Source organism: Leifsonia lichenia (genome assembly GCF_054780215.1).
Window position 1 is genome coordinate 154,042 of the sequence record NZ_BAAGWT010000001.1, and the last position, 26,178, is coordinate 180,219.

Sequence of the window (26,178 nt, forward strand, 5' to 3'; positions counted from 1 at the left end):
CCCGCACGCAAAAAATCAGCGTCTTCACGCCTCAGAAGCCGTCGTGTCGAATGCCCCACAAAACCGACCAGGTCTCCCCCGGTTCCAGCCAGCGCACGCCGCGCCCGGTGTTGAGTGCGTTCGCCGGGGCCGTCATCGGTTCGACCGCGAGCGCGACGTCTCCCTTCTCCTTCGTCGCGAGCGTGCGCGACGTGTAGAGCTGGAGGTAGGCGAACGCCGGATCGGCCCAGAGGGCGACGATCCGGCCGTCCGGCGCCGTGAGCGTGTGCACCACCTCTCCGTCTGTGACAGGCAGGTCGGCGAAGCCGTCGTCGAGTTCCAGCTCGCCCACCGAGCCTCCGGCGCTCAGGTCGAAGCGCGTTCCGTCAACAGCGGACTCCCCGATCACGTTGAGCCTGTCGTCCACGTCGAGGTGCGTGCGCGCCCCGACCGTGAGCGTCGCCTCGGCGGTCGGCACGTCGCCGACGCGGAGGTACGGATGCGCGCCGACCGCGACCGGAGCCGTTCTGCTCCCCGTGTTCTCGATGGTGTGGGTGACCGTCAGGCCGCCTTCTGCCACCTCGTGCCGCACCGTGGTGGCCAACTGGAACGGATAGCCGAGCTCGGGGAAGATCGCCGCGCTCTGCGTCACCGACGACGCCGTGTGCTCCACCAGCTCGTACGGCCGGTAGCGCAGCAGCCCGTGGATGGCGTTCCCGCGCGCCGGCTCCGTCACCGCGAGCCGCTGGGTCACCCCGTCGAGCTCCCACGCCGCATCCTTCACCCGGTTGGGCCACGGAACCAGCACGATGCCGCACCCGGACGGCGGCGGCGCGTCGACCGGGAACGGCTCTGTCAGGTCGGCGTCACCGAGGCGCAGCGAGCGCAGCCCGGCCGCCACCTGCGTGACGGTCGCGGTGAGGTCGCCTGCGGCGATGTCGTACTGGGCTCCTGTCGGCGGGTGCATACGGCCAGCGTATTGTCAGGCGACGACCACCGCGAGCCCCGCCGCCCGCAGCGCGGCCACCTCGCCGTCCGGCGCGCTCTCCCCCGTGATCAGCTCGCCCACCTCGCCGAGGTCGGCGATGCGGCCGAGGTGCGTCCGGCCGAGCTTCGATCCGTCCGCGACCACGACGGCACGGCCCGCCGCGCCGACCATCACCCGCTTCAGGTCGGCTTCCGGCAGGTTCACGTTGGTGATGCCGCCCTGTGGATGCACGCCCGTGCACCCGATGAACGCCAGGTCGGCGTGCATCCGGTCGAGCAGGGTGGAGGCCAGGGGCTCGACCAGCGAGTGCTGCAGCGGGCGCAGCGTTCCTCCCGTGACGATCACCTGGAAGCGCGGGATGGCGCGCTCCAGCGAGAGCGCGATGGTGAGGCCGTTGGTGATGACGGTGACGTCGTCCAGGTCGTCGCGGTCGGCGAGGGCGCGCGCGATGGCGGCGGTGGTCGTTCCCACGTCGAGGAGCACGCTGCTGCCGGAGACCACCATCGCCGCCGCCGCCGAGGCGATGCGGCGCTTCTCGTCCGCGGAGGTTTCGAGCGCTTCTTCGAAGCTGGCCTCGCGCATCCCAGGGGTGCGGAGGACGGCGCCGCCGTGGACGCGGCGGATGCTCTGCTGCTCGTCGAGCTGGTCGAGATCGCTGCGGACGGTGACGTCGGAGACCTGGAACGCTTCGCTGAGGTCGCCGACGCGCACGAAGCCGTTCTGCCCGATCAGTTCGAGCATCCGTTCGCGGCGGAGGGCGGCGGGGAGCGGTTCGGCCATGCAGCCATCGTGCGGCTGTTGCGTTTACTTGTCAATACGAAAGCGAATGGCTAGATTTGCTTTCGAAACCGAAAGGGACGCTTCGTGCCAGCAATCACCAAACAGGTCCACCGTCTCGCCGACGGTCGCGAACTCATCTACTTCGACGACGCGGACACCACGCTCTCCCCCGAGCGCGGCCCCGACCTGCGCGAGCCCACCGTGCGCCCCGCGACCGCCACCATGCGCCAGGACCCGCTGACCGGCGAGTGGATCTCCATCGCCGCCGCCAGACAGAACCGGGTGTTCCTGCCGCCCGCCGAGCTCGACCCGCTCGCGCCCGCCACGCCCACCAACCTCTCCGAAGTGCCGAGCGACTACGACGTGGCGGTGTTCGAGAACAAGTCGCCGTCGTTCGGCCCGCTGCTCGCCGACGCGAACGCGCCAGAGGGCATCGACGACCTCACCGCAGTCGGGCTCGGGCGCACCCGCACCTCTGTCGGCCGCTGCGAGGTGGTCTGCTTCAGCCCGGACTCCACGGGCTCGTTCGGCAGCCTCACCCCATCGCGCGCCCGCACGGTCATCGAAGCGTGGGCCGACCGCACCGCCGCACTGTCCGCGATGCCGGGCGTCCGCCAGGTCTTCCCGTTCGAGAACCGCGGCGAGGCGATCGGCGTCACCCTGCACCACCCGCACGGACAGATCTACTCGTACCCGTACATCACCCCGCGCACCACCGCGCTGATCCGGTCGCTCGACGCGTACGGCCCCACCCTGTTCGCCGACATCCTGGAGCGCGAGCGGAACTCCGAGCGCGTCATCCTCTCCGGGGAGCACTGGACGGCGTTCGTGCCGTTCGCAGCCCGCTGGCCCATCGAGATCCACGTGCTGCCGCACCGCCATGTCGCCGACTTCACCGAGACCTCCGCCGCAGAGCGCGACGAGCTCGCCACGCTCTACCTCCGCGTGCTGCGCGGGGTGGATGCGCTCTACGACAGCCCGACGCCGTACATCGCCGCCTGGCACCAGGCGCCCGTCGGCGTCCGACGCGACGAGATCCGGCTGATGCTGCAGATCACATCGCCGCGCAGGGCCGCGGATAAGCTGAAGTTCCTCGCCGGATCCGAGTCGGCGATGGGCGCCTGGATCGGCGACATCCCGCCAGAGCAGGCTGCAGAACGACTCCGGGACGCTGTCGCCCGCGCAGACAGGGACAATCCGGCCGGCGCGCTGCCGCAGGGAATCACCGGCCTGGCGACGGACGTTGTCCCTTCCGCGGGCGAGGCATCGACCGCATCCACTGTCACGCCAACATCACCACGAAAGGCCGACCGATGACCGACCTCCGCCAGGACACCCGCGACAGCTTCGCCGAGATCTTCGGACGGGAAGCGGACGGCGTCTGGTCCGCCCCCGGCCGCGTCAACCTGATCGGCGAGCACACCGACTACAACGAGGGCTTCGTGCTCCCGCTCGCGATCAACCGCCGCACCGTCGCCGCCCTCGGCCTGCGCGACGACCGCACCGTGCGGGTCGGCAGCTCGTTCGCCGACGAACTGGTCGAGATCGACCTCGGCGACCTCCGCCCCGAGGTGCTCTCCGGCTGGTCGGCATACCCGCTCGGCGTCGCCTGGGCGCTCGGAGAGTTCGGCGCCGATCTGGATGCCGTCCCCGGCTTCGACGTGCTCATCGACTCGAACGTGCCTGTCGGCGCGGGCCTCTCGTCGTCCGCCGCGATCGAGAGCGCCGTGGCCATCGCGCTCAACGACGTCTGGCAGCTTGGGCTCGACCGGAAGACGCTCGCGAAGGTCGGGCAACGGTCGGAGAACGTGGTCGTCGGCGCTCCGACCGGCATCATGGACCAGTCGGCGTCGCTGCTCGGCGAGCGCGACTCCGTCGTCTTCCTCGACTGCCGTTCGCTCGACGCGCAGGTCGTGCCGCTCGGACTCGAGGCTGCGGGGCTCGAGCTGCTCATCATCGACACCAACGTCGAGCACGCCCACGCGACAGGCGGGTACGCAGAGCGGCGCGCATCCTGCGAGGCGGGTGCGGCAGCGCTCGGCGTCGAGTCGCTGCGCGATGTGAGCCTGGCCGACCTCGATCGTGCCCGCGAGCTTCTCGACGACGTGACCTTCCGCCGCGTCCGCCACGTGGTCACCGAAGACCAGCGCGTCCTCGACACCGTGCGCACCCTTCGCGAGCACGGGCCCGCCGCGATCGGCGAGCTCCTCGACGCCTCCCACCGGTCGATGCGCGACGACTTCGAGATCTCGGTTCCAGAGCTCGACCTCGCCGTGGAGACAGCGCAGGCGAACGGGGCCATCGGCGCACGGATGACCGGGGGCGGCTTCGGCGGCTCGGCCATCGCACTCGTGCCGTCTGACGCGCTCAGCCGCGTGCTCGTCGCCCTCGACGGCGCGTTCGCCGAGCACGGCTTCGGTCAGCCGGATCTTTTCACCGTCAGTGCATCGGAGGGTGCGAAGCGCGAGAATTGACGGTATGACCGCAGCCGACGTCACCTGGCTCGACCCCGACACCGTCCAGCTCCGCCAGCCCAAGTCATCGCACTGGGAGGCCCCGTTCCTGTTCCTCCTCTTCGGACGCGACAGGGCGATCCTATTCGACACTGGAGCGACCGGCGACGAGCGGGTGTTCCCGCTGCGCGGCACGGTCGACCACCTCATCGAAACCTGGCTGCGCAAGCATCCCGCCCGGGTCGCCCGGCCATACGAGCTGGTGGTGGCGCACACGCACGCCCACGGCGACCACATCGCCGGGGACGCGCTGCTCGCCGCGCGACCGGGAGCGGTCGTCGTCGGCACCACCCCCGCCGAGGTGATCGCGTTCTTCGGGTTCCCGTCCTGGCCGGATGCGGTCGTGCCGTTCGATCTGGGCGGCCGCGTCATCGACGTGATCGGTGCCCCGGGCCACGAGCCGTCCGCTGTGGTGTTCTACGACGCCGCCACGCGCATCCTGTTCACGGGCGACACGGTGTGCCCCGGCAATCTGTATGTGCGCGACCGCGCCCCGTTCGCCCAGACCATCGACAGGCTCATCCGGTTCCGGGATGCGACGAAGCCGCGGATCAAGCACATCCTCGGCGCGCACGTGGAGATGTCGACGAAGGCTGGCGTCGACTACCCGCCCGGCACCGTCGACCAGCCGGACGAGGCGCCGCTGGCCCTTCCGCCGAGCATCCTGGACGAGGTGCGCGAAGCCGTCGCTGTCGTCGACAAGCACGGCAGGCCGAAGCGCAGGGTCGTGCGCGACCGCTTCATCGTGGTCGACGATCCGCGCTGATCGCGCCTGGCTAGGCTGACGGCATGACACGCATCACCATCGCTGATGGCTCCACGCCTGAGGTCCACGAAACCGCATTCGTCGCTCACGGCGCCGTGCTCGCCGGACGCGTGCACCTCGCCGCGGACTCCAGCGTCTGGTACAACGCCGTCCTGCGGGCCGAGGCGGAGGACATCCGGATCGGCGAGCGCAGCAACCTGCAGGACAACGTGTCCTGTCACGTCGACTCCGGCTACCCACTCACGCTGGGCACCGACGTCTCCGTCGGTCACAATGCCGTGCTGCACGGCTGCACCATCGAAGACGGCGTGCTGGTCGGGATGCACGCCACCGTGCTCAACGGAGCCGTCGTCGGCGCCGGCTCGCTCCTCGCCGCCGGAACGCTGGTCCTGGAAGGCGCCGTCATCCCGCCCGGCTCACTCGTCGCCGGTCTGCCGGGGAAGGTCCGGCGCGCGCTCACGGACGAGGAGCGCGCCGGAATCCTCCGCAACGCCGACGCCTACCTCCGGCACGTCGCCGAGCATCGTTCCGCTTCCACCGACGCCCCCTTCTGACCGGGTCCGGGGACGACTACTCCGTCACGCGACCCGGCGTCCCCCCTGTGATGCGCACCAGTTCCTCGAACGTGGTCGGGAACACGGTGTGCGCGTGGCCTGCGGCCGCCCACACCTCCGGGTAGCCGGCGAGCGCCACATCCACCACCGTGCGCAGCGGCGCCGGATGCCCGACGGGGGCGACACCGCCGATGGTCTGGCCGGTCGCCGCCTTCACGGTGTCCGCATCCGCCCTCCGGATGCGCCCGCCGAGCCGTGCGCCGAGGAACGCCGTGTCGACACGGTGCGCGCCGGACGTCATGACGAGCAGCGGCTCGCCGTCGATGGTGAACACCAGCGAGTTCGCGATCGCGCCGACCTCGACGCCCAGCTCTTCCGCCGCGGACACGGCCGTCGGGGTGGCCGACTCGAACCAGCGGACGCGCGGCTCCACACCGGCCGCGATCAGCGCGGCTTCGACCCGCTCGACGGCCGGATGCGTCCGGTCGCTCACCACAGTGCACGCTCCGCGGACTCCACCACGTTCTGCAGCAGCAGTGCGCGGGTCATCGGCCCGACACCGCCCGGATTCGGGGACACCCACGCGGCGACCTCCGCCACCTCGGGTGCAACGTCTCCCGCGACGCGGCTCGCACCGGTCGCCGGGTCCTCGATGCGGCTGACGCCGACGTCGAGGACGATCGCGCCCGGCTTCACGCCGTCGGCGGTGATCAGCCCGGCCACGCCGGCGGCGGCGACGATGACGTCCGCCCGCTTGAGGTGCGCATCCAGGTCGACGGTGCCGGTGTGGGTGAGCGTGACGGTCGCGTTGATCTCCCGGCGAGTCAGCAGCGAGCCGATGGCACGGCCGACCGTGACGCCGCGGCCGACGACGACCACATCATTGCCGGCGAGCTCGATGCCGTGACGCAGCATCAACTCGATGATGCCGCGGGGCGTGCACGGCAGCGGCGTGGTGATCGGACGGTTGACGTTGAGCATGAGCCGGCCGAGGTTGGTCGGGTGCAGGCCGTCAGCGTCCTTCGCCGGGTCGACGAGTTCGAGGATCGCGTCGGTGTCGATGTGCGGAGGCAGCGGGAGCTGCACGATGAAACCGGTGCAGTCGGGGTCGGCGTTGAGATCCTCGACCACGGCCTCGAGCTCGGTCTGCGAGACGTCGGCGGGCAGGTCGCGTCGGATGGACGAGATGCCCACCTCGGCGCAGTCGCGGTGCTTGCCGGCCACGTACCACTGCGATCCAGGGTCGTCTCCGACCAGGATCGTGCCGAGACCGGGCACGACTCCGCGCTCGCGCAGCGCGCTGACGCGCTCCTTCAGCTCGGCCTTGATCTCCGCGGCGGTCCGCTTCCCATCCAGAATCCGTGCGCTCATCCGGCGCTCCTAACGTCGTGAAGCCATCGAGCCGGGACTTATGTACGCCCACGACCGGCGTGTCGCGTACAGAAGTCCCGGCTCGATTGCGGAGGGGGCGGGAAGGCTAGATGGAGGACGGGAGCTCGACCGGGAAGGCGTCCTGGCCGGACGGGGTCAGGCCAGGGTAGAGCGGGAACGCCGCGGTCAGTGCGTCGACACGACTGCGGAGCGCCGCCGTGTCCGCGCCAGGCTGCAGCGCCGCCGCGATGATCTCCGCCACCTCGGTGAACTGCACGTCGCCGAAGCCGCGGGTCGCGAGCGCCGGGGTGCCGATGCGCAGACCGGAGGTCACCATCGGCGGACGCGGGTCGAACGGCACAGCGTTGCGGTTGACGGTGATGCCGACCTCGTGCAGCACATCCTCCGCCTGCTGGCCGTCGAGCTGCGAGTGGCGCAGGTCGGCGAGCACCAGGTGAACGTCGGTTCCTCCGGTGAGCACGTCGACGCCACCGGCGCGCGAGTCCTCCGCTGTCAGCCGGTCGGCCAGGATCTGCGCACCACGGATGGTGCGCGCCTGGCGGTCGCGGAACTCGTCGGTCGCCGCGAGCTTGAACGCGGTCGCCTTCGCGGCGATCACGTGCATCAGCGGGCCGCCCTGCTGGCCGGGGAACACGTTCGAGTTGAGCTTCTTGGCCAGCTCGGTGTCGCGGGCGACGATGAAGCCGGAGCGCGGGCCGCCGATGGTCTTGTGCACCGTCGACGAGACCACATCCGCGAACGGAACGGGCGACGGGTGCAGGCCGGCGGCCACGAGACCGGCGAAGTGCGCCATGTCCACCCAGAGCTTGGCGCCGACCTCGTCCGCGATGGCGCGGAACGCCGCGAAGTCGAGGTGGCGCGGGTATGCGGACCAGCCGGCGATGATGACCTGCGGCTTGTGCTCCAGCGCCTTGTCGCGCACGACGTTCATGTCGACGAGGAAGGTCTCCGGGTCCACGCCGTACGAGACGGCGTTGTAGAGCTTGCCGGAGAAGTTGAGCTTCATGCCGTGGGTCAGGTGGCCGCCGTGCGCGAGCTCCAGGCCGAGGATGGTGTCTCCCGGCGTCGCGATGGCGGAGAGCACCGCCGCGTTCGCGCTGGCGCCGGAGTGCGGCTGGACGTTGGCGTACTCGGCCTTGAACAGGCTCTTGGCGCGGTCGATCGCGAGCTGCTCGGCGATGTCGACGTACTCGCATCCACCGTAGTAGCGGCGTCCGGGGTAGCCCTCTGCGTACTTGTTGGTCAGCACGGAGCCGACGGACTCGAGCACGGCGCGCGGAACGAAGTTCTCCGACGCGATCATCTCGAGGTAGTCACGCTGGCGGCCGAGCTCCAACTGGAGCACCTCGGCGATCTCAGGGTCGACCTCGGCCAGCGGCGCAGTGAAGGTCGAAGGGAGTGTGTCAGTCAAAACCGGCTCCTTTGTAGGTGAACGCTTCCGTGGATGAACACGGACGGGTGGGATGCTTCCCGTATCGACCCAGGCGCGCGGCCGATCCGCCCGTTCCTACCAGGGCATTCGTCGCTCCCCAATGGTGACCATTTGAGCGCCAGTCGCGACGCGAGCAAGCATAGCAAAGGGCGGCCTCGACACGTACCCTTGCCGTTTGTTAGGACGCCTGCAATACTCGCAGGTGGCCGACCGGCGGGGAGGGCGGTGTCGGCCGTCACACACACCAGCACCCCAGGTCGTCACCCACCTGAAGGAGAACGCGTGGTCATCCCCCGCCCTGCGGCGCTCGAGTCCGTCGACTCCGCGCCGTTCACCCTCGCACCGGATGCACGGATCAGCGTCGCGGGACCCGGCGCCTCCGCGGTCGCCGAGCTGTTGCGCGCGGAGCTCGCCTCCGACTGCAGCCGCACCCTGACCGTCGTCCACGAACCTCCGTCGTTCGGGGACATCGCCATCGTCATCGCAGACGACGAGGCGCCCGCCGGCCACGAGGCGGAGGGCTACACGCTCGAGGTGGCCGCCGAGGGCGTCAGGGTCGGAGCGGCGACCGCTGCCGGTGCGTTCTGGGGCGTGCAGACGCTGCGCCAGCTCGTGCCCGCCGAGTGCTCGTCCGACCCGCTCACCATCGCCGCCGTGCGCGTCGTCGACCACCCCCGCTACGCCTACCGCGGCGCGATGCTGGACGTGGCCAGGCACTTCTTCGCCCCGGATGCGGTCAAGCGCTTCATCGACGCCATCGTGCTCCTCAAGCTCAACCACCTGCACCTGCATCTCACGGACGACCAGGGCTGGCGCATCCACATCGAGAGCTGGCCGAACCTCACGGCGCACGGCGGGTCGACGGGAAGCGACGGCAGCGCCGGCGGCTTCTACACCCAGGAGCAGTTCAGCGATCTGGTCGCGTACGCAGCGGAGCGGCACGTCACGATCGTCCCCGAGCTCGACATGCCCGGCCACACGAACGCCGCGCTCGCGTCGTATCCGGAGCTGAACGCGGACGGGGTCGCCCCTGCGCTCTACACCGGCGCGAAGGTCGGCTTCAGCACGCTGCTGACCGGCGACGAGACCACCGCCCGCTTCGTCGACGACGTGGTGCGGGAGGTCGCGGCCATCACCCCCGGCCCGTACCTGCACATCGGCGGCGACGAGTGCCAGAGCACCGACCCTGCCGACTTCCTCCGCTTCATCGCTGATGCGGCGACGACGGTCGCCCGCCACGGCAAGATCCCGGCAGGCTGGCACGAGATGGGGAAGAGCGATCAGCTTCCCGACGGGACGGTCGGCCAGTACTGGGACTTCCTCACCCCGCGCGGAACGGCAGCCGACGAGACGCTGTCCTTCGTGCGCCAGGGCGGCTCGGTCATCCTGTCCCCCGCCGACGTCGCCTACCTCGACATCGTCTACGAGGACGGCGACCGCCTCGGCCAGGACTGGGCGGACGGACCGACCACACTGCGCCAGTCGTACGAGTGGGATCCCGCCCGCATCGTGCCGGGGCTCGCGGAGGCGCACATCCTGGGCGTCGAGGCGCCGCTCTGGACGGAGACGGTCGAGACGGTCTCCGACATCGAGGAGATGGTGTTCCCCCGGCTTGCCGCCGTCGCCGAGATCGCCTGGTCACCGGCGCCGGCCGACACGGATGCGGTCGAGACCGTCCGCGATTTCGACGAGTTCGCCGAGCGTGTGGCCGACCTGGCCGAGCACTGGGAGGCGGCTGGAACGAACTTCCGGCGCGTCCCTGAGGTGCGCTGGCGCGAGCGCGTCAGCTCCTGAGCCGACCCCGGTCTCGCTCAGGGGTAGCCGAGGAACCACAGCAGCACGAGCGCGACCGGCTGTAACGCGATCCCGCAGATCAGCACGATCATCCTGGCTTTCCGGTTGCTCGCGAGCGCCGGCGCTCCCGCGAGCGGCGCCAACGGCATCAGCAGCCGGAACAGGCTCTGCTGCGGCAGGAACACCGCGAACAGGTAGAGCCCGTAGCTCGCCGCGAACGCGACCACTTCCGTGCCGAGGGCGCGCACGCTCGGGCGGCTGAGCAACCACGCGAATCCGGCGATGGCCGCGACGACCAGCAGTGCGCCGATCACACTGGCGTACTTCCAGGTGAACAGGAACCACGGCGTCAGCGGCACGAACGCCACCCGGCCGATGAAGCCCGTCCACCAGGACAGCTCCGTCTCCACGTACGCGTCCGGGAACCCGGTGACGATGGATGCGATCAGCGGCCACGCCAGCCCGGCCACCGCCGTCACACCCCCGGCCACGATCACCGCGGCACGCTCCCGCCACGCGAACCGCTCCCGGCCGTGCCGCGCGGCGAGCAGCCGCGCGATGAAGACGATGCCGAGCGCCAGCGGCAGCGCCAGCTCGCCCGGTTTGGTGAAGGCGGCCGCCACCCCGAACGGGATGATCAGCCAGTATCTTCGCGCCATCATCGCCCACAGCCCGGCGAACATCAGGAAGAAGAACAGGCTCTCCGCGTATGCGATCTGCAGCACGAACGAGAGCGGCCCGAAGCAGAAGAAGACAGCGGCCCAGAGCGCGTTCGACGCTCCGACCCTGGATGCGACCAACCGGTAGAGCACGAGCGTCGCCGCGGCGCCGAACAGGGTCGCGACGATGACGGCGGCCGGGTAGAACCCCAGCCCGGTGACGACCATGAGCCCGCGCGCGATGACGGGGAACAGGGGAAGGAACGCCCACGAGTTCTGCTGGACGTTGCCGTCGCCGTCTGTCGGGATGGTGGTCGGGTATCCGCCCTCGGCGATCTTCCGGTAGTACGACGCATCCCACGAACCTGAGAAGGTCCAGAAGTTCGGTTCCGTCCGCGAACTGGCGAAGTGCCAGTCGCCGACCGTCGCCGCAACGAACAGCGACACCATCAGCGTCGTCGTGAACACGCGCGACGCGAGGTAGACCGCCAGGATGACGACCCACCAGCGGTACTCCCGCCCGGCAACGCGGATGCGCGCGGGCGACGCGATTCCCCCCTCGACGAGCACGCCGAGCCGCTCTTTCACGCTCATAGTCCCAGTCTGCCGACCCCGGTCTGTACGTTCGCCGCGATCGTACTCTCCGGGCGGGCCGGATGCACGCGGTTCCGGCAGGGAGCGCCCGCATCGCGCCACACGCGCGGACGCTCCCTACCCGCTTTACTTGACGCTGCCCTGCGTGAGGCCGCCGACGAGGCGCTTCTCGATGAGCATGAACAGCACCACGACCGGGATGATCGCCACGATCGACACCGCGAAGACGTACTGCCAGGCGGCGTCGTACTGGCCGACGAACTTGGTGAGGGCGACCGACAGCGGCTGGTTCGCATCCGTCGACAGGATCACCAGGCTCGCCGCGAACTCGTTCCAGGAGGCGACGAAGGTGTAGATGATCGCCGTGACGATGCCCGGCCAGACCAGCGGGAGCTGCACCCGGAAGAGCACGGTCCACTTGCCCGCGCCGTCGAGCTGAGCCGCCTCGTCCACCTCCTTCGGCACACCGGCGAAGAAGTTGTGCATGATCCAGATCGCGAACGCGAGGTTGAACGCCGCGTTGATGAGGATCATCGCGAGCCAGGTGTCGTTGATCCCGAGCGCCACCATCTCTTTGAAGAGACCGGTGGCGAGCACGGTCGGCTGCAGCATCTGCGTCACGATCACGAGGAACAGGAACACGCCGCGACCGGGGAACCGGAAGCGCGCCGTGTAGTACGCCGCCGGCACGCAGACCAGGAGCACGAGCGCCGTGGCGAACACCGAGATGACGATGGTCGAGATCAGGTTCTCGGGCAGCGGGGTCTCCGGCGTCGACCACATCGTGAGGTAGTTCTCCGGATGCCAACTGGTCGGGAAGTACGTCGGCGGCACCGTGAGGATGTTGTTGCGGCTCTTGAACGAGCCGAACAGCATGATCAGGTACGGCAGCACGAAGATCAGCGCGATGACGAGACCGGCGACCATGCGGCCGACGACTCTGCCCGTGATGCGGGACGCGCTCGGGCGGCGCGTGCGTGGCGGCCGCGGCGGGCGCGCCGGGGCGTCGATGGTGGCCTGCGCGGTCACGAGACCTCCTTCATCGGCTTGACGATCCACAGATAGAGCGCGACGACCACGAGCACGATGAGGAAGTTGATCACGCTGAGCGCGCTCGACAGGTCGATCCTCTGCTCGTTCTGCAACAGCTTGAACACGTAGGTCGTCGTGGTGTCCGCCTTGTATCCGGGTATCGCCCCGGTCATGAGTTTCAGGATCGGCAGCGAGTTGAAGACGTTGATGATGTTGATGAGGCTGGCCAGCGCGATGGCGCTGCGCAGGTTGGGGAGGGTCACACCGAAGTACGTGCGGGCGGCGCCGGCCCCATCCACCTTGGCGGCCTCGAGCATGTCGCCGGGGATTCCGGCCAGGCCGGCGAGCAGCGTGTATGTGGTGAACGGCAGCGAGACGAACACCGCGATGGCGATCGACGACAGGAACGCGGGGATCGGCTCCTTGGTGAAGCCGTACGGCTCCGCCAGGAGGTGGATGTCCACCAGGAACTTGTTGATGATGCCGTAGAACGGGTCGAGGCCGTAGACGAACACGGTCGTGGTCATCACGACGCTGGCTGCCCACGGGATGAGGATGGCCATCCTGACCCACTGCCGTCCCGGGAAGTTCTTGTTCAGGAACTGCGCCAGTGCCAGTGAGATGACGACCGTCAGGACGACGACCGACGCCACCCAGAGCAGCGTGTTGAACAGGATGCCGGGCAGCTCGGGGCGGGAGAGCACGGTGATGTAGTTCTGGAAGCCGACCGAGCCGTGGTCGACTCCGGCCACCGAGATTTTGCGGGTGGAGTTGAAGATCATGTATCCGGCGGGGAACAGCACGACGCCGAAGATCAGGATGAGGGCGGGCAGCGTCCACGGGACGGCGTGCCACAGATCGGTGGCGCCTGTCCCTGGCCGCTTCTGCGACGCCCCGCGACGGGGACGGCCGGTGGCCGTCCCCGTCGGGGTCGTGTCGATGGTCTGACTCATTACGTGCGGTCTACTGTCCGTCGGCCTTCGCCTGGATCGACTTGAGCAGGTCGGCCGGGTTCGCTCCCTGGCCGAGCTGACCGATCTGGCTCTGGATCGCACCCTGGGCCGCTGCCCAGTTCGGGTTGGTGGACGGGTAGAACTTGGCGTTCGGCAGCAGGTCGAGGAACGGCTTGATGGTCTCGTCGGAGGCCATCGCGTCCGCGCCGGACTTCGTGGTGGGCAGGAAGCCCTCCGCGCCGACCCACTTGGTGTAGACGTCTGCGCTGTAGAAGTAGTCGAGGAACTTCTTGATCGACGCCGTCTTGTCCGTCTTGTTCTTGAACGCCATCAGGTGGTCTGCGACGCCGAGCGTGAAGGCCGAGCCGTCCTTGGTGGGGATGGGCGCGATGCCGTAGTTGAGGCTCGGGTTGCTCTTCTTGATCTGGCCGACGATCGGCGGGAGGCCGATCTGCATCCCGATCTGACCCTGGATGAAGACGTTCATCAGCGGGGTGCGGTTGGTCGAACCGGGGTTCGCCTCCGTCAGGCCGTCGTTGATGATCTTCTGCATCTCGGTGGCGCCGGTGACGTTCTCCTGGCTGTCGATGGTCAGCTTCTTCGCGTCGCCGTATCCGCCGCCTGCTCCGTAGAACCAGATCGCGGTCTCCGCCTGGGCTTCCTCGCTGCCGAGGGGCATACCGTACGCGGTCGCGCCCGATGCCTTGAGCTTCGCGGCGTCCGCCTCGAACTCCGCCCAGGTCTTAGGCGGGTCGGTGATGCCGGCCTTGGAGAACAGGTCCTTGTTGTAGAACAGGGCGCGGGCCGATGCGATGAACGGCAGGCCGTACTGGGTGCCGTCGATGGATGCGTTCTTGGAGAACGCCGGCTGGAAGTCGTCGAGCGTCTTCGACGAGACGATGTCCTTCGCCGGGTAGAGCAGGTCGTCGGCCGCGAAGCCGGCGAACGCGTCGATGTTCAGGATGTCCGGCTGCTTGCCGGCCTGGATGCGGGTCTTGATGACGTTGTTGATGTCCGTCCACGACTCGACGTCGAGGTTGACCGTGATGCCGCTGTTCTTGGCCTCGAAGTCCTTGATGATCTGCTGCCACTCGGCCTTGGTGTTGTCCGAGTAGCTCGCCACCATGAGGTCGAGGCTTTGCGCGCCGTTCGACGATCCTCCGCCGGATCCGCTGCTGAACCCGCAGGACGCGAGTGTCATGGTCGCAGCCGTCGCCATGGCGACAGCGGCACCCCACCGCAGTGACTTCTTCATTGACTTCCTCACTCTCGAAGGGAACGAACCGTCAGGTGCAATGGTGCAATCTCCTGCGCGACGGTGCGTCAGTATTGATCCTTTGTGACTTGTTTCTGCTCGAAACAATCACATGTATTCAATGGATGCTCGAATCATTGCGCGTAGACGCCCGATCGTCAAGGAATTCGCCCCAGATCGTTACACGCCGTTTACACGCTCGCCCGAGATCCCGCTCACAACGAGCCAGAGCGATTGAAGATGCTCACTAGACAGAGATATCGCTCATAAGCAATCATTGGCATGGAACAACCCTTGATAGACAGGAGACGAAGCAGTGACGCAAGCATCCACGCTCGGTGCCGACATGGAGGCCGAACTCCGTTCGCAGCCGCAGACCTGGGCTCGCGCGGTCGACCTGCGCACAGAGCAGGGGCTCCTGCCGTCTGCAGGTCAGCGCATCGCCGTCGTCGGCTGCGGGACCTCCTGGTTCATGGCGCAGTCGTACGCAGCCCTCCGCGAGACCGCCGGCCTGGGCGTCACCGACGCGTTCGCCGCCTCCGAGGCGTTCGTCGACCGCGACTACGACGCCATCGTCGCCCTCACCCGCTCCGGCACGACGACCGAGGTGCTGGAACTGCTCGAGCAGCTCCGCGCATCCGGAAGCAGCGCCAAGACGGTCGGCGTTGTCGGCGACCCGGACTCGCCCCTGGTCGACCTCGTCGACGACGTGATCACGCTTCCGTTCGCCGACGAGAAGTCGGTCGTGCAGACCCGCTTCGCCACCACCTCCCTCGCTCTCATCCGCTCCTCGCTCGGCGAGAACCTGGATGCGGCGATCCGGGATGCGCAGACCGCGGTCGACGAGGAGCTCGACGACGCTCTCGTCTCGGCCGACCAGTACTCCTTCCTCGGCGCCAACTGGACCGTGGGTCTCGCGCACGAGGCCGCGCTCAAGATGCGCGAGGCGTCGCAGTCCTGGACGGAGTCGTACCCTGCCAAGGAGTACCGCCACGGCCCGATCGCCATCGCCGCCCCCGGCCGTGTGACCTGGATGTTCGGGGACGCCCCTGCCGGTCTAGCCGACGACGTCGCCGCCACGGGAGCGCACTTCGAGAACGGGACGCTGGACGGCATGGCCGACCTCATCCGCGCGCAGCGCGTCGCGCTCGCCAGGGCCCGCCGGTTCGAGCTCGACCCCGACCACCCGCGCAACCTGACCCGTTCCGTCATCCTGGCGCCGTGACAACGCCGTCCACCTCCTCGACCAGGTCGGCGCCTCTCGGCGCCGGCCGGGCCGTGCTCGCCTTCGACGTCGGCGGCACGGACATGAAGGCGGCGCTGATCGACGGGGACGGCAGGATCGTCGCCCTCGAACGGCGGGCGACCCCGCACGACGGAGACAGGACGGCGGAGGCCGTGGTCGCCGCCGTGGCCGAGCTGTCGTCGCGCTTCCGGGCGGAGCATCCGGAGGTGCGTCCGCTCGCGCTCGGGCTGCTCGTGCCGGGGCACGTCGACGACGAGGCGGGCATCGGGGTCTTCTCGGAGAACCTGCGCTGGCACGACTTCCCGTTCCGCTCCCGCGTGGAGGAGACGGTCGGCCTCCCCGTCACGTTCAGCCACGATGTGCGCGGCGCCGGAGAGGCCGAGCACAGAATCGGCGCTGCCGCCCCGTTCCGCGACGTGGTCGTGATGGCCATCGGCACCGGCATCGCCGGGGCGATCTTCGTCGACGGCCGGCTGCACGCCGGAGGCGGCATGGCGGGCGAGATGGGTCACTCCCGCGTCGCCGACGGTCCGGAGTGCGCCTGCGGCGGCCGCGGCTGCCTGGAGGCGATCGCCTCCGCCGCCGCCATCGCGCGCCGGTACAGCGCCCTGTCCGGAGTCGCAGTCCCGGGAGCCAAGGAAGTGCTCGAACTCGCCGCCGCCGGCGACGCCGATGCGCTGTCCGTGTGGAACTCGGCGCTGGACGCGCTCGCCCTCGACCTCTCGCACACCGTCGCCCTGCTCGCGCCGGAGGCCATCGTGATCGGCGGAGGGCTCGCCCAGGCCGGTCCTGCCCTGTTCGAGCCGCTGGCCGCCAGACTGGATGAGATCCTCACCTTCCAGCGCCGCCCCGTGCTGCTCCCGGCCAGCATCGGAGAGAACGCGGGCGTGATCGGCGCCGCGCTGCGCGCCAGGGATCTGCTCGACGCGGCCTCCCCCGCCCAGGAGCAGACCGCGTGATCCTGACCGTCACCCCCAACCCCGCCGTCGACCTCACATACACGGTCGACGAACTGGACGTCGGCGAGAGCCATCGCGTCGCCGCACCCGCCGCCCGCGCCGGCGGCAAGGGCATCAACGTCGCGCGCGTCATCGCCCAGACAGGCGGACGCGCCTTCGCGCTGACGACGGCCGGTGGCCATGCGGGGCTGCGCCTCGCCGACGACCTCATGGCGAGCGGCCTCCCGCACGAGGTGGTCCCCGTCGCCGCGCAGACCCGCGGCAGCGTCGCCATCGTCGACAGGGCGAGCGGGCTCACCACGATCTTCAACGAGATGGGCGAACCGCTCAGCTCCGCCGAGTGGACGACACTCAGAGACGCGATCACCAGGCTGGCCGTGCCTGCCACCTGCATCGTCGGCTCCGGCAGCCTCCCTCCCGGCGCTCCCGACGGCTTCTACGCCGAGCTGGTCGTTCTCGCGACGGCCAGGGACATCCCGAGCATCGTGGATGCGATCGGTCCCGGCCTCCTGCACGCTGCGGAGGCCGGAGCCTCCGTCCTCAAGCCCAATCGGCGCGAGCTCGCGGAGAGCACGGGCGTCACCGACCCCGTCGCCGGTGCGCGCATCCTGCTCGACCGGGGCGCCGGCCTCGTCATCGTCTCGCTCGGCTCCGACGGGATGCTCGCCGTCGGCCCGTCCGCCGAGCCGGTCCAGGCACGCCTCCCCGAGCCGCTGCACGGCAACGCCACCGGCGCGGGAGACGCCGCCGTCGCCGCGGTCGCCAGCCTCCTCGCGGCCGGGGTCACGCATCCGGAGACCATCCTGCGCCGCGCCACCGCCTGGTCGGCCGCCGCCGTGCTCGCTCCGCTCGCCGGAGAGCTCGACGCATCGTATCCGCAGCTCGAAGACCACGTCATCGTCACCCGCTGACCGCCAGCCACGACAGAAGGAAGCCATGCCGCTCGTCCCCACCGCCGACCTGATGCACTCCGCCGCCGCCAGGCAGACCGGGATCGGCGCGTTCAACGTCATCCACCTGGAGACGGCGGAAGCCCTCGTCGCCGCCGCTGAGGAGACGCAGCTTCCCGTGATCCTGCAGATCTCGCAGAACTGCGTCACCTATCACGGCGGCCTCGAGCCGATCGCGCGCGCGACCATCGCGGTGGCCGCGGCATCGCAGGCGCACGTCGCCGTCCACCTCGACCACGCGGAGGACGAGGACCTGACCAGGCAGGCCATCGATCTCGGCTTCGGCTCCGTGATGTTCGACGGCGCGAAGCTCGACTACGACAGGAACGTGGAGGCGACCATCCGCGTCGTCGACTACGCCCACGCCAACGACGTGTTCGTCGAGGCGGAGCTGGGCGAGATCGGCGGCAAGGACGGCGCGCACGCCCCCGGAGTGCGCACCGATCCTGACGAAGCGCACCGGTTCGTCTCCGAGACCGGCGTCGACGCCCTCGCCGTGGCCGTCGGAAGCTCGCACGCGATGACGGAGCGGACAGCGTCCCTCGACCTGGATCTGATCGGTCGGCTGCACGCCGCTGTGCCCGTTCCCCTCGTGTTGCACGGCTCTTCGGGCGTGTCGGATGAGACGATCGTCTCGGCGATCCGCTCCGGCATCACCAAGGTCAACGTCTCCACCCACCTCAACCGCTTCTTCACCGAGGCGGTCCGCGGCTACCTGTCCGCGCATCCGGAGGTCGTGGACTCGCGCAGATACCTGCGCGAGGGACGCACCGCGGTGGCCGGTGAAGCGGCCCGCCTCCTCGCACTGTTCGCTGTCGAGCAGTCGCCCACCCGAACGGAGACAGAACGCCGATGAACAGAGCTGAGCGGCTGAACGCAGTGCTCGACCTGCTCGCCGAGACGGGACAGCTCGAGGTCGACGACCTCGTGTCGAAGCTCGACGTCTCCGCGGCGACCGCCCGCCGCGACCTCGACGCGCTCGCCTCCCAGCAGCTCCTCACACGCACCAGGGGCGGCGCGGTGGGGCAGTCCGTCGCCTACGACCTCCCGATCAGGTACAAGCGGGAGCAGCACGCGCCGGAGAAGCTGCGGATCGCGCAGGCGGCGAGCGCACTCGTCCCGCGCGGCGCGGTCGTCGGGCTGTGCGGCGGCACGACGAGCACCGCCGTCGCCACAGTGCTCGGCTCGCGCCCCGACCTGATGGAGCCGTCGCCGCACCCGAACCTCACGGTGGTGACCAACGCCATCAACATCGCGGCCCAGCTCGTGATGCGCCCCCAGATCAAGACCGTCGTCACCGGAGGCGTCGTGCACGCGCGGTCATACGAGCTCGTCGGTCCGTACAGCGACGTCGTGCTGGAGAAGATCACCATGGACATCGCGTTCATCGGCGTCAACGGCATCGACCCGCTCATCGGCGCGACCGTGCACGACGAGGGTGAGGCGAGCGTGAACTCGCTGATGGCCAGACGCGCCACCCGCGCCGTCGTCGTCGCCGACTCGAGCAAGATCGGCCGCACGGCGTTCGCGACGCTCGGCGGCCCGAAGGTGCTGAACACGCTCATCACCGACGCAGGAATCACGGCAGAGCAGCGTGCCGCTTTCGCGGACGCAGGCTTCGAGGTGATCGTCGCCTAGGCGACGATCACGGAGACCGCCACCCGATTCGGTATCGTCGACACAATGCCTGCGCACGTCATCCACTCCGCCCGCCTCGTCAGCGAGGGCCGCATCCTGCACAACGGCTGGGTCCGTTTCGAGGACGACACGATCGCCGAGGTCGGCACAGGGGACGACTGGCGCATCTCCGTCGCCGGCGATCAGCCGGATGCGGTGACGGACGCGGACGGCGCGTGGCTCACCCCCGGTTTCGTCGACATCCACAATCACGGCGGGGGTGGAGCAGCCTTCGACGACGGTGACGACAGCATCCGGACAGCGCTCGCGATGCACCAGCGGCACGGCACGACGCGGTTCGTGCTCTCCCTCGTCACGGCGCCTGTCGAAGACCTCGCCGTACGCCTGGCCGGAATCGCCGCGCTGATGGCCGACGATCGGCGCATCCTGGGCTCGCACCTGGAAGGGCCGTTCCTCGACGTCGGCCACAAGGGCGCCCACGATCCGCGCCTGCTCCGGCCATCCACCAGCGCCGACATCGACATCCTGCTCGGCGCGGCGGGCGGCACGCTCCGGCAGATCACCATCGCCCCCGAGCTTCCTGGCGGGCTGGATGCGGTGCGCGCCTTCGCGGCGGCAGGCGTCGCCGTCGCCGTCGGACACACCGCTGCCGACTACGGGCAGACGCTCGCTGCGTTCGACGCCGGAGCGAGCATCCTGACCCACGCATTCAACGGGATGGACGGCATCCATCACCGCGCGCCGGGTCCCGTCGCTGCGGCGACGCGCACGCCGGGGGTCACGCTGGAGATCATCAACGACGGCACCCACGTGCATCCGGAGGTCGTGCGGATGGTGTTCGCCTCCGCGCCCGGCCGGGTCGCCCTGATCACCGACGCGATGGCCGCGGCCGGATCGAGCGACGGCGACTACATCCTCGGTCCGCTCGCCGTCGAGGTGCGCGACGGCGTCGCCCGTCTCGCCGATGGTGGATCGATCGCCGGTTCGACGCTCACCCTCGACGACGCGCTGCGACGCGCCGTCACAGAGGTGGGCGTCTCCGTCGAAGCCGCTGTGCTCGCGCTCACCGAGGTCCCGGCATCCGCCGTGGGCAGAGGGCACGACCTCGGCAGGCTCGCCGCCGGATACGCGGCAGACGCTGTGCTCCTGGACGACGACTTCCGCGTGCTGCAGGTCTTCGCGGCGGGCGCTCCTCTCCCGCACTGACACTTCTGCACCGGACGAGGTCCGGATGCGAAGGTCCGGCTGCGAAGTTCCGGAGGGGAAGGGGCGGCGGGCCGGGCTAGGGTTCCCGGCCCACCGACGTTTCCGCAACGCGGACCCCCTCGTCTGACGGAAGTTCGGGCCGTCCATCAGACGCGGCGGAGCGGGCCGAATAAAACGCACTCCGCGCGGTGTCGGCCATCACTCGTCGACGGCCTCAGTGAAAGAGACGCACGACCCGTTCGGCTATGACGCCGGTTTTCGAACCATTTCACGAAGTTCTTCCGATGCCGCCAGACCATCGAAATATCAGACTTCTATCAGCCGATCTCCGTCACAATAGGGGGATGCCCCCGGTCACCGAGCAGTCGGACGCTGCCCTCGTCGAACTGACGCGCGCGGGCGACACGGAGGCGTTCGCCGAACTGTGGAGGCGGCACGCCCGAGCCGCGCACACCGTCGCACGCTCGCACACCTCGACCTTCGACGCCGACGACCTCATCTCGGAGGCGTACGCCAAGATCTACCAGGCCATCGCAGCGGGCGGCGGTCCTACCACCGCGTTCCGGGCGTATCTCTTCACCACCATCCGCAACATCGCAGCCTCCTGGGGGCGAGCGAAGCAGGAGACCGCCATCGACGAGATGGAGGCGGTCGAGGATCCCGCGTTCAGCGAGAGCGCGACCATGGAGGCCCTCGACCGGTCGCTGACCGCACGGGCGTTCCACTCGCTGCCCACCCGCTGGCAGGAGGTGCTCTGGTACTGCGAGGTCGAGGGCATGACGCCGCAGGAGGTCGCGCCGCTGTTCGCGATGACGCCCAACGCCGTCGCGGCACTCGCGTACCGCGCTCGCGAAGGACTCCGCCAGGCCTGGGTGCAAGCGCATATCGCCACTCTGCCGGAGGACTCGGAGTGCCGCTGGACCACGGAGCGCCTCGGCTCGTACGCCCGCAACGGGCTCGGCAAGCGTGAGAAGTCCAGGGCGGAGGCGCACCTCGCCGACTGCGCGAGGTGCACGATCGTCGCCTCGGAGGCGCACGAGGTCGGTTCGCGCCTGGCGCTGGTTCTCCTCCCCCTCACGCTCGGCATCGGAGGGGCGGCGGCGTACTCCGCGTGGTTGCACTCCGGCACGGATTCCGCCTCGTACGCCATCGGGGAGTCGGGAGCGGTCGCGCCCGGTTCCGCCGCGCCGTCGTCGAGCAGCGCGGGCGGCCAGGGCGGCGCCGGCGGGACGGGCGTCGCATCCATCGCGTCGAGCACCGGCTCCGGCGGCGTGCTGGGCGTCGGTCTGGCCGTCACCGGCGTGCTCGTCGCCGCCGCCGTCGTCGCCGGATTCGTCTTCGGACCTCACCTCTTCGCTCCCGTGTCCGACACCGTCGCCGCGAGCGGGGCAGGCGCAGCGGGCGTGGACCAGACCGCTCCGCCCCAGACCGCTCCGACCCGGACCGCTCCGGCCCCGGCTCCGGCCCCGGCCCCGGCTCCGCCCGACGCGACCACGGCCCCCGTCCCCGGCGCTCCCGCTTCGCCGACGCCGGTTCCTGCCACACCCACCCCGGGTGTCACCCCGGCTCCGGTCGATTCCGCTCAGCCCGTCGATCATCCAACGCCCCCGTCCCCCGGGCAGCAGACGCCCTCCCCCGGTGTGCCATCCTCACCGTCGCCGACGACTCCCCCGAAACCGCCCGTCACTCCTCCTGCAGCGCCCACGATCTTGTCCCCCGCCGGCGCCACCGAGACGGCGAGCGCCACTCTCGCAGCGTCCGGCACGGCAGCTCCGGATGCACAGCTCGCCGTCTCAGCGCACCGCACGCAGGGCACCTCCGCCGCGGCGCTCGCTGTCGCTGCCGTCACCGGCCCCGTCGCCGTCGGAACGACCACGGCGGATGCGGCGGGGGCGTGGGCGCTGACCCTCGACCTCTCCGCTCTCGGCGACGGCGAGTGGACGCTCGACTTCGTCCAGACCACCGCGGCAGGAGCGTCCCCGGCGCAGTCCGCGGCGGTGCTCATCGACCGGACCGCCGAGGTGCCCGTGCTGAACGCGCCGGACACCGGAGCCGGAGCATCGGCCGGTCTTCTCGCGCCCATCCTGACCGGCACGGCCGAGCCGGGGGCGACGGTCGACATCTACGACGGCGACGCGCTGCAGGCAACGGTCACCGCGTCCGACGACGGCACCTGGACCTCCGGGCAGCTCACCGGCGTGCGACAGGACTTCGCCCTGACCGCCAGGCAGATCGACCGGCTCGGCAACGCATCGGAGCCGGCCGCGCCCCGCACCGGCTCGGTCGGCGTTCCTGACATCACGCTGTCAGGGGGCACGGGGATGACGTTCCAGATGACCGTCGACGGCGCACCTGGCGCCACAGTCCAGCTCTTCGCCGATGGCCGTGCGATGCACAATATCCTTCAGCTCGACGCGTACGGACGACTTTCCACCCGGTTCGAATGGTTGCTCGACTCCAGCGTCGACCACCGGTTCGGGATGGTCTACATCGTCGGCGACCGCCGCGGCCTGCTCGCCGACCAGCCCCTCACCCTGCGCTGACGGGCTCCAGCTCTGGAACCGCATCCACCTGTCGTGCAGAACGGGTCATCCGGCCGATCACGATGACGAGCACGAGCGACACCACGAGCAGCCCGATGTAGACGACGGGGAGCACCATCAGGCCGCCGAGGTCGAAGATGACCGCGCCGATCAGGGCGCCGCCGCCGATGCCGACGTTGAACGAGGTGGTGTAGAGCGCGCTCGCGGTGTCGCGGAACGCGGCAGACGAGGTGTGCAGCAGGCGCGTCTGCAGCAGAGGAGGAAGCGCCCCGAAGGCGAGCCCCCAGACGATGAACGCGATGAGCGCGATGACCGGCTGGCCGGAGAAGGCGGCGAGCGCCGCCACGGCCACCCCCGTGACGATCAGAGCGACGATCAGGCCGAACTGCGGGCGACGCCCGAGCACGGTGCCCGCGAGCACCAGGCCTGCCGCTCCCGCGATGCCGTAGAAGAACAGCAGCCCGCCGACATCACCGGGCGCGACCCCCATCGGGCCTGTCAGGAAGGGGACGACGAAGGTGTAGAAGGTGTAATGGCCGACCATCGTGACCGCGGCGACCAGACACACCATGACCACGGCGAGGATGGTGGCGTCCGCGACGCGCGCCGGTTTGGCCGGGCGCTGGGAGCGCGGCACGCCGCGCACACGCTGGGGGCGCGCATCCGATTCCCGTTCCACCTTCGGCAGCAGCTTCCAGACGAGGAGCGCGCCGACCAGCATGAGGCCCGCGAGGAACGCGAACGACAGCCGCCAGCCGAAGAGGTGCCCGGCGAACGTGCCGAGCGGCACGCCGAACACGAACGCGAGCGTTCCGCCGCCGAGCGTGATCGACACGGCCCGGCCGATCTGCTCCTTCGGCACCAGGTGACCGGCGTATGCGCCGACGATCGACCAGAACAGGCCGTGCGCGACACCGCCCAGAACGCGCGAGGCCACAACGAACCCGTAGTCGGGCGCTACGGCCGTGAGCGCGTTCGAGAGCCCGAGCGCGATCAGGATGCCGACGATCATCGCGTGCCGGGGCCAGCGCTTGGTCAGCGCGGTCAACGGCGTGCTGGTGATGACGACGGTGAAGGCGAAGACGGTGACGAGCAGCCCGATCTGGGCCTCGCTGACGCCGAGCGATGAGCTCATGTCCGGCAGCAGGCCGGTCGGGATCATTTCGCTTGTGACGGACAGGAAGACGGCCCCTGCGAGCGCGAGCAGTCCGGCCCAGGGGAATTTCTGTGAGGTTTTCATTGGCGACGTTGAAGTGGCAGACATGACGAACTGTCCAACGAACGGCGTTCCCCGCCCATTCCGGTCGCCGTTGCGGCTAGACCTCGGATGGCGGGTCGACTACGCGCCGATGTGCGCGCCCAGGGCCGGTGTTCGAACCACCGACCACGCACGAGTCTACCCGATGGATGCGCGCGAAGCCCTGGTCAGCGTCCTTCCTGGCGGCGGATCGCGCCGCGCGAGAACAGCACGGTGCCGAGGTAGCCGATCACCAGAGCGACGAGCACCCCGAGGTTCGCGTACGCCCAGTCGCCCCGTGTGCCTCCGAGCCCGAACGGCCCGAGCAGGTAGCCCTGCCAGGTGAGCCAGTTCGCCGAGGCGTTTGTGACAAGCCCCCAGCCGATCGCCGTGCCGACGACGATGAGCGCGATGGGCAGCCAGCGGACGCTGCCGTACCGTCCCCGCCTGTCGTAGAGGTCGGCTTCGGCGTAGTCGCGCTTGCGCAGGCTGATGTCGGCGATGAAGATCCCGCACCACGCCGCGATGGGCACGCCCAGGGTGATGAGGAAGCCCTGGAACGGTCCGAGGAAGTCGTTGGCGAAGAACACCACATAGACGGCGCCCGCCGTCATGATCACGCCGTCGATCCCGGCCGCGACATACCGCGGCGCCCGAAGGCCGACGCTCAGGAGGGCCAGCCCGGACGAGTAGATGTCGAGCACGGCGCCGCCGACCAGCCCCAGCACGGCGACGATCACGAACGGCACGAGGAACCAGGTGGGCAGGAGTGACGCCAGCGCGCCGATCGGGTCGGCGGCGATCGCGGTGCTGAGCTTCTCCGACGATCCGGCAAGCAGGATCCCGAACACCAGCAGGATGACCGGCGCGAGCGACGAGCCGAACGTTGTCCAGCCGACCACGCCGGAGCTGCGCGCCGACCGCGGCAGGTAGCGCGAGTAGTCGGCAGCCGCGTTCACCCAGCCCAGCCCGAACCCGGTGAGCATGAAGACGAACCCGCCGACGACGTGCGGGATGTCGCCCGCCGGCAGGGCGGAGACGGCGCCGAGGTCGATGTGCCCGAGCACCAGCACGATGTAGACGACGGTGAGCACACCGGTCACGATCGTGATGACCATCTGCATCCGCATGATGAGGTGGAATCCGATGACGCCGCCCGCGATGATCAGCGCGGCCACGACGATGAGCGCGACCACCTTCGTGGCGACGCCGCCCTCCCAGCCGAGCTGGGTGAACACGGTGGCGGTGGCGAGCACGGCGAGCGCCGTGAGCACGGTCTCCCAGCCGACGGTGAGCAGCCAGGACAGCACGGACGGCACCCGGTTGCCCTCGACCCCGAACATCGCCCGGCTGAGCACCATCGTGGGAGCAGAGCCGCGCTTGCCCGCGAGCGCGATGAAACCGCAGAACAGGAACGAGATGACGATGCCGACGATTCCGACGATGGTCGCCTGCCAGAACGAGATGCCGAACCCGAGCAGGAACGACCCGTAGCTCAGCCCGAACACCGAGACGTTCGCGCCGAACCACGGCCAGAACAGGTCGCGCGGGCGCCCCTTCCGCTCGCTCTCGTGGATGGTGTTGAGCCCGTTCAGCTCGACGCCCAGCCCCGCGGCCGGAGTCGTCGGAGCGTCCGGGGTGTCCTCGCCGGTTGTGGTCATGCACCGATCCAACTTCACTGCGGCGCGCGACGTCAATGGCCGCGCGC

At 69.6% G+C, this 26,178-nt stretch carries 23 protein-coding genes and 1 riboswitch; of the genes, 12 read left to right on the plus strand and 11 right to left on the minus strand.

Annotated elements, in window-relative coordinates:
• Positions 1–31: 31 nt before the first annotated feature.
• The gene (locus ACYVGI_RS00765) at positions 32–946 is read right to left on the minus strand and encodes an aldose 1-epimerase family protein (protein ID WP_460630779.1); all 915 of its coding nucleotides are present in this window, start codon (positions 944–946) and stop codon (positions 32–34) included.
• Positions 947–961: 15 nt separating this feature from the next.
• Positions 962–1,747: a DeoR/GlpR family DNA-binding transcription regulator gene (locus ACYVGI_RS00770; RefSeq protein ID WP_460630780.1), complete on the minus strand. Its 786-nt coding sequence runs from the start codon at positions 1,745–1,747 to the stop codon at positions 962–964.
• Positions 1,748–1,831: 84 nt separating this feature from the next.
• Between ACYVGI_RS00770 and galT the strand changes: the two genes are divergently transcribed.
• From galT to ACYVGI_RS00790, 4 genes are read left to right on the plus strand one after another with little or no spacing between them, the layout of a single operon-like run.
• On the plus strand, positions 1,832–3,064 hold the full coding sequence (gene galT, locus ACYVGI_RS00775; RefSeq protein ID WP_460630781.1) for a galactose-1-phosphate uridylyltransferase: 1,233 nt from the start codon (positions 1,832–1,834) through the stop codon (positions 3,062–3,064).
• Complete coding sequence (gene galK / locus ACYVGI_RS00780) at positions 3,061–4,221, plus strand: galactokinase (protein ID WP_460630782.1); 1,161 nt, start codon at positions 3,061–3,063, stop codon at positions 4,219–4,221. The genes galT and galK overlap by 4 nt, the downstream gene beginning before the upstream one ends.
• A 4-nt stretch (positions 4,222–4,225) precedes the next feature.
• Positions 4,226–5,026 carry an MBL fold metallo-hydrolase gene (locus ACYVGI_RS00785; protein WP_460630783.1) on the plus strand — a complete coding sequence of 267 codons (801 nt, stop codon included), beginning with the start codon at positions 4,226–4,228 and terminating at the stop codon, positions 5,024–5,026.
• 23 nt (positions 5,027–5,049) lie between these two features.
• Positions 5,050–5,580 carry a gamma carbonic anhydrase family protein gene (locus tag ACYVGI_RS00790; RefSeq protein WP_460630784.1) on the plus strand — a complete coding sequence of 177 codons (531 nt, stop codon included), beginning with the start codon at positions 5,050–5,052 and terminating at the stop codon, positions 5,578–5,580.
• 16 nt (positions 5,581–5,596) lie between these two features.
• Here ACYVGI_RS00790 and ACYVGI_RS00795 read toward each other — a convergent pair whose 3' ends face one another.
• The 3 genes from ACYVGI_RS00795 to glyA all read right to left on the minus strand — a co-directional run bounded on the left by ACYVGI_RS00795 (position 5,597) and on the right by glyA (position 8,383).
• Positions 5,597–6,073: a YbaK/EbsC family protein gene (locus ACYVGI_RS00795; RefSeq protein WP_460630785.1), complete on the minus strand. Its 477-nt coding sequence runs from the start codon at positions 6,071–6,073 to the stop codon at positions 5,597–5,599.
• Entirely contained in the window at positions 6,070–6,951 is an 882-nt protein-coding gene (locus ACYVGI_RS00800) for a bifunctional methylenetetrahydrofolate dehydrogenase/methenyltetrahydrofolate cyclohydrolase (protein WP_460630786.1), read from the minus strand. The genes ACYVGI_RS00795 and ACYVGI_RS00800 overlap by 4 nt, the downstream gene beginning before the upstream one ends.
• 106 nt (positions 6,952–7,057) lie before the next feature.
• Positions 7,058–8,383 (minus strand): serine hydroxymethyltransferase, encoded by a 1,326-nt coding sequence (glyA, locus tag ACYVGI_RS00805; RefSeq protein WP_055895003.1) that lies wholly within the window; start codon positions 8,381–8,383, stop codon positions 7,058–7,060.
• Positions 8,384–8,443: 60 nt separating this feature from the next.
• A riboswitch (ZMP/ZTP riboswitch) is annotated at positions 8,444–8,540 on the minus strand.
• Between the two features lie 146 nt (positions 8,541–8,686).
• Here glyA and ACYVGI_RS00810 point away from each other — a divergent pair.
• Positions 8,687–10,198 carry a beta-N-acetylhexosaminidase gene (locus ACYVGI_RS00810; protein WP_460630787.1) on the plus strand — a complete coding sequence of 504 codons (1,512 nt, stop codon included), beginning with the start codon at positions 8,687–8,689 and terminating at the stop codon, positions 10,196–10,198.
• A gap of 17 nt (positions 10,199–10,215) precedes the next feature.
• On the opposite strand, the gene ACYVGI_RS00815 is transcribed toward ACYVGI_RS00810, so the two are convergent.
• The 4 genes from ACYVGI_RS00815 to ACYVGI_RS00830 all read right to left on the minus strand — a co-directional run bounded on the left by ACYVGI_RS00815 (position 10,216) and on the right by ACYVGI_RS00830 (position 14,691).
• A complete protein-coding gene (locus ACYVGI_RS00815; RefSeq protein WP_460630788.1) occupies positions 10,216–11,451 on the minus strand; it encodes a mannosyltransferase family protein in 1,236 nt (411 codons plus the stop codon).
• Positions 11,452–11,577: 126 nt separating this feature from the next.
• Positions 11,578–12,480: a carbohydrate ABC transporter permease gene (locus tag ACYVGI_RS00820; protein WP_460630789.1), complete on the minus strand. Its 903-nt coding sequence runs from the start codon at positions 12,478–12,480 to the stop codon at positions 11,578–11,580.
• Positions 12,477–13,436, minus strand: coding sequence for a carbohydrate ABC transporter permease (locus tag ACYVGI_RS00825; protein WP_460630790.1), 960 nt, complete (start codon positions 13,434–13,436; stop codon positions 12,477–12,479). Before ACYVGI_RS00825 ends, ACYVGI_RS00820 begins: the two co-directional genes overlap by 4 nt.
• Positions 13,437–13,446: 10 nt before the next feature.
• Positions 13,447–14,691, minus strand: a complete 1,245-nt coding sequence (locus tag ACYVGI_RS00830; protein WP_460630791.1) for an extracellular solute-binding protein — start codon at positions 14,689–14,691, stop codon at positions 13,447–13,449.
• Positions 14,692–15,037: 346 nt separating this feature from the next.
• Between ACYVGI_RS00830 and ACYVGI_RS00835 the strand changes: the two genes are divergently transcribed.
• The 7 genes from ACYVGI_RS00835 to ACYVGI_RS00865 all read left to right on the plus strand — a co-directional run bounded on the left by ACYVGI_RS00835 (position 15,038) and on the right by ACYVGI_RS00865 (position 23,233).
• Entirely contained in the window at positions 15,038–15,916 is an 879-nt protein-coding gene (locus ACYVGI_RS00835; protein ID WP_460631465.1) for an SIS domain-containing protein, read from the plus strand.
• The gene (locus ACYVGI_RS00840) at positions 15,913–16,896 is read left to right on the plus strand and encodes an ROK family protein (RefSeq protein ID WP_460630792.1); all 984 of its coding nucleotides are present in this window, start codon (positions 15,913–15,915) and stop codon (positions 16,894–16,896) included. Before ACYVGI_RS00835 ends, ACYVGI_RS00840 begins: the two co-directional genes overlap by 4 nt.
• Entirely contained in the window at positions 16,893–17,807 is a 915-nt protein-coding gene (locus ACYVGI_RS00845; RefSeq protein WP_460630793.1) for a 1-phosphofructokinase family hexose kinase, read from the plus strand. The genes ACYVGI_RS00840 and ACYVGI_RS00845 overlap by 4 nt, the downstream gene beginning before the upstream one ends.
• 25 nt (positions 17,808–17,832) lie before the next feature.
• The gene (locus tag ACYVGI_RS00850; protein WP_460630794.1) at positions 17,833–18,702 is read left to right on the plus strand and encodes a class II fructose-bisphosphate aldolase; all 870 of its coding nucleotides are present in this window, start codon (positions 17,833–17,835) and stop codon (positions 18,700–18,702) included.
• Positions 18,699–19,484 carry a DeoR/GlpR family DNA-binding transcription regulator gene (locus ACYVGI_RS00855; RefSeq protein ID WP_460630795.1) on the plus strand — a complete coding sequence of 262 codons (786 nt, stop codon included), beginning with the start codon at positions 18,699–18,701 and terminating at the stop codon, positions 19,482–19,484. Before ACYVGI_RS00850 ends, ACYVGI_RS00855 begins: the two co-directional genes overlap by 4 nt.
• Before the next feature lie 45 nt (positions 19,485–19,529).
• Complete coding sequence (nagA, locus tag ACYVGI_RS00860; protein ID WP_460630796.1) at positions 19,530–20,690, plus strand: N-acetylglucosamine-6-phosphate deacetylase; 1,161 nt, start codon at positions 19,530–19,532, stop codon at positions 20,688–20,690.
• Between the two features lie 344 nt (positions 20,691–21,034).
• On the plus strand, positions 21,035–23,233 hold the full coding sequence (locus ACYVGI_RS00865; RefSeq protein WP_460630797.1) for a sigma-70 family RNA polymerase sigma factor: 2,199 nt from the start codon (positions 21,035–21,037) through the stop codon (positions 23,231–23,233).
• Here ACYVGI_RS00865 and ACYVGI_RS00870 read toward each other — a convergent pair.
• On the minus strand, positions 23,220–24,473 hold the full coding sequence (locus ACYVGI_RS00870; RefSeq protein WP_460630798.1) for an MFS transporter: 1,254 nt from the start codon (positions 24,471–24,473) through the stop codon (positions 23,220–23,222). The genes ACYVGI_RS00865 and ACYVGI_RS00870 overlap by 14 nt on opposite strands.
• Before the next feature lie 185 nt (positions 24,474–24,658).
• Positions 24,659–26,131: a purine-cytosine permease family protein gene (locus tag ACYVGI_RS00875; RefSeq protein WP_460630799.1), complete on the minus strand. Its 1,473-nt coding sequence runs from the start codon at positions 26,129–26,131 to the stop codon at positions 24,659–24,661.
• Between the last annotated feature and the right edge of the window lie 47 nt (positions 26,132–26,178).

Excerpts from the sequence above, each read along its gene's own strand:
- ACYVGI_RS00765 (WP_460630779.1), bottom strand. The coding sequence starts at position 946 with ATGCACCCGCCGACAGGAGCCCAGTACGACATCGCCGCAGGCGACCTC.
- ACYVGI_RS00770 (WP_460630780.1), bottom strand. The coding sequence starts at position 1,747 with ATGGCCGAACCGCTCCCCGCCGCCCTCCGCCGCGAACGGATGCTCGAA.
- galK (WP_460630782.1), top strand. The coding sequence starts at position 3,061 with ATGACCGACCTCCGCCAGGACACCCGCGACAGCTTCGCCGAGATCTTC.
- ACYVGI_RS00785 (WP_460630783.1), top strand. The coding sequence starts at position 4,226 with ATGACCGCAGCCGACGTCACCTGGCTCGACCCCGACACCGTCCAGCTC.
- ACYVGI_RS00790 (WP_460630784.1), top strand. The coding sequence starts at position 5,050 with ATGACACGCATCACCATCGCTGATGGCTCCACGCCTGAGGTCCACGAA.
- ACYVGI_RS00800 (WP_460630786.1), bottom strand. The coding sequence starts at position 6,951 with ATGAGCGCACGGATTCTGGATGGGAAGCGGACCGCCGCGGAGATCAAG.
- ACYVGI_RS00815 (WP_460630788.1), bottom strand. The coding sequence starts at position 11,451 with ATGAGCGTGAAAGAGCGGCTCGGCGTGCTCGTCGAGGGGGGAATCGCG.
- ACYVGI_RS00825 (WP_460630790.1), bottom strand. The coding sequence starts at position 13,436 with ATGAGTCAGACCATCGACACGACCCCGACGGGGACGGCCACCGGCCGT.
- ACYVGI_RS00830 (WP_460630791.1), bottom strand. The coding sequence starts at position 14,691 with ATGAAGAAGTCACTGCGGTGGGGTGCCGCTGTCGCCATGGCGACGGCT.
- ACYVGI_RS00835 (WP_460631465.1), top strand. The coding sequence starts at position 15,038 with ATGGAGGCCGAACTCCGTTCGCAGCCGCAGACCTGGGCTCGCGCGGTC.
- ACYVGI_RS00850 (WP_460630794.1), top strand. The coding sequence starts at position 17,833 with ATGCCGCTCGTCCCCACCGCCGACCTGATGCACTCCGCCGCCGCCAGG.
- ACYVGI_RS00855 (WP_460630795.1), top strand. The coding sequence starts at position 18,699 with ATGAACAGAGCTGAGCGGCTGAACGCAGTGCTCGACCTGCTCGCCGAG.
- nagA (WP_460630796.1), top strand. The coding sequence starts at position 19,530 with ATGCCTGCGCACGTCATCCACTCCGCCCGCCTCGTCAGCGAGGGCCGC.
- ACYVGI_RS00865 (WP_460630797.1), top strand. The coding sequence starts at position 21,035 with ATGCCCCCGGTCACCGAGCAGTCGGACGCTGCCCTCGTCGAACTGACG.
- ACYVGI_RS00870 (WP_460630798.1), bottom strand. The coding sequence starts at position 24,473 with ATGAAAACCTCACAGAAATTCCCCTGGGCCGGACTGCTCGCGCTCGCA.
- ACYVGI_RS00875 (WP_460630799.1), bottom strand. The coding sequence starts at position 26,131 with ATGACCACAACCGGCGAGGACACCCCGGACGCTCCGACGACTCCGGCC.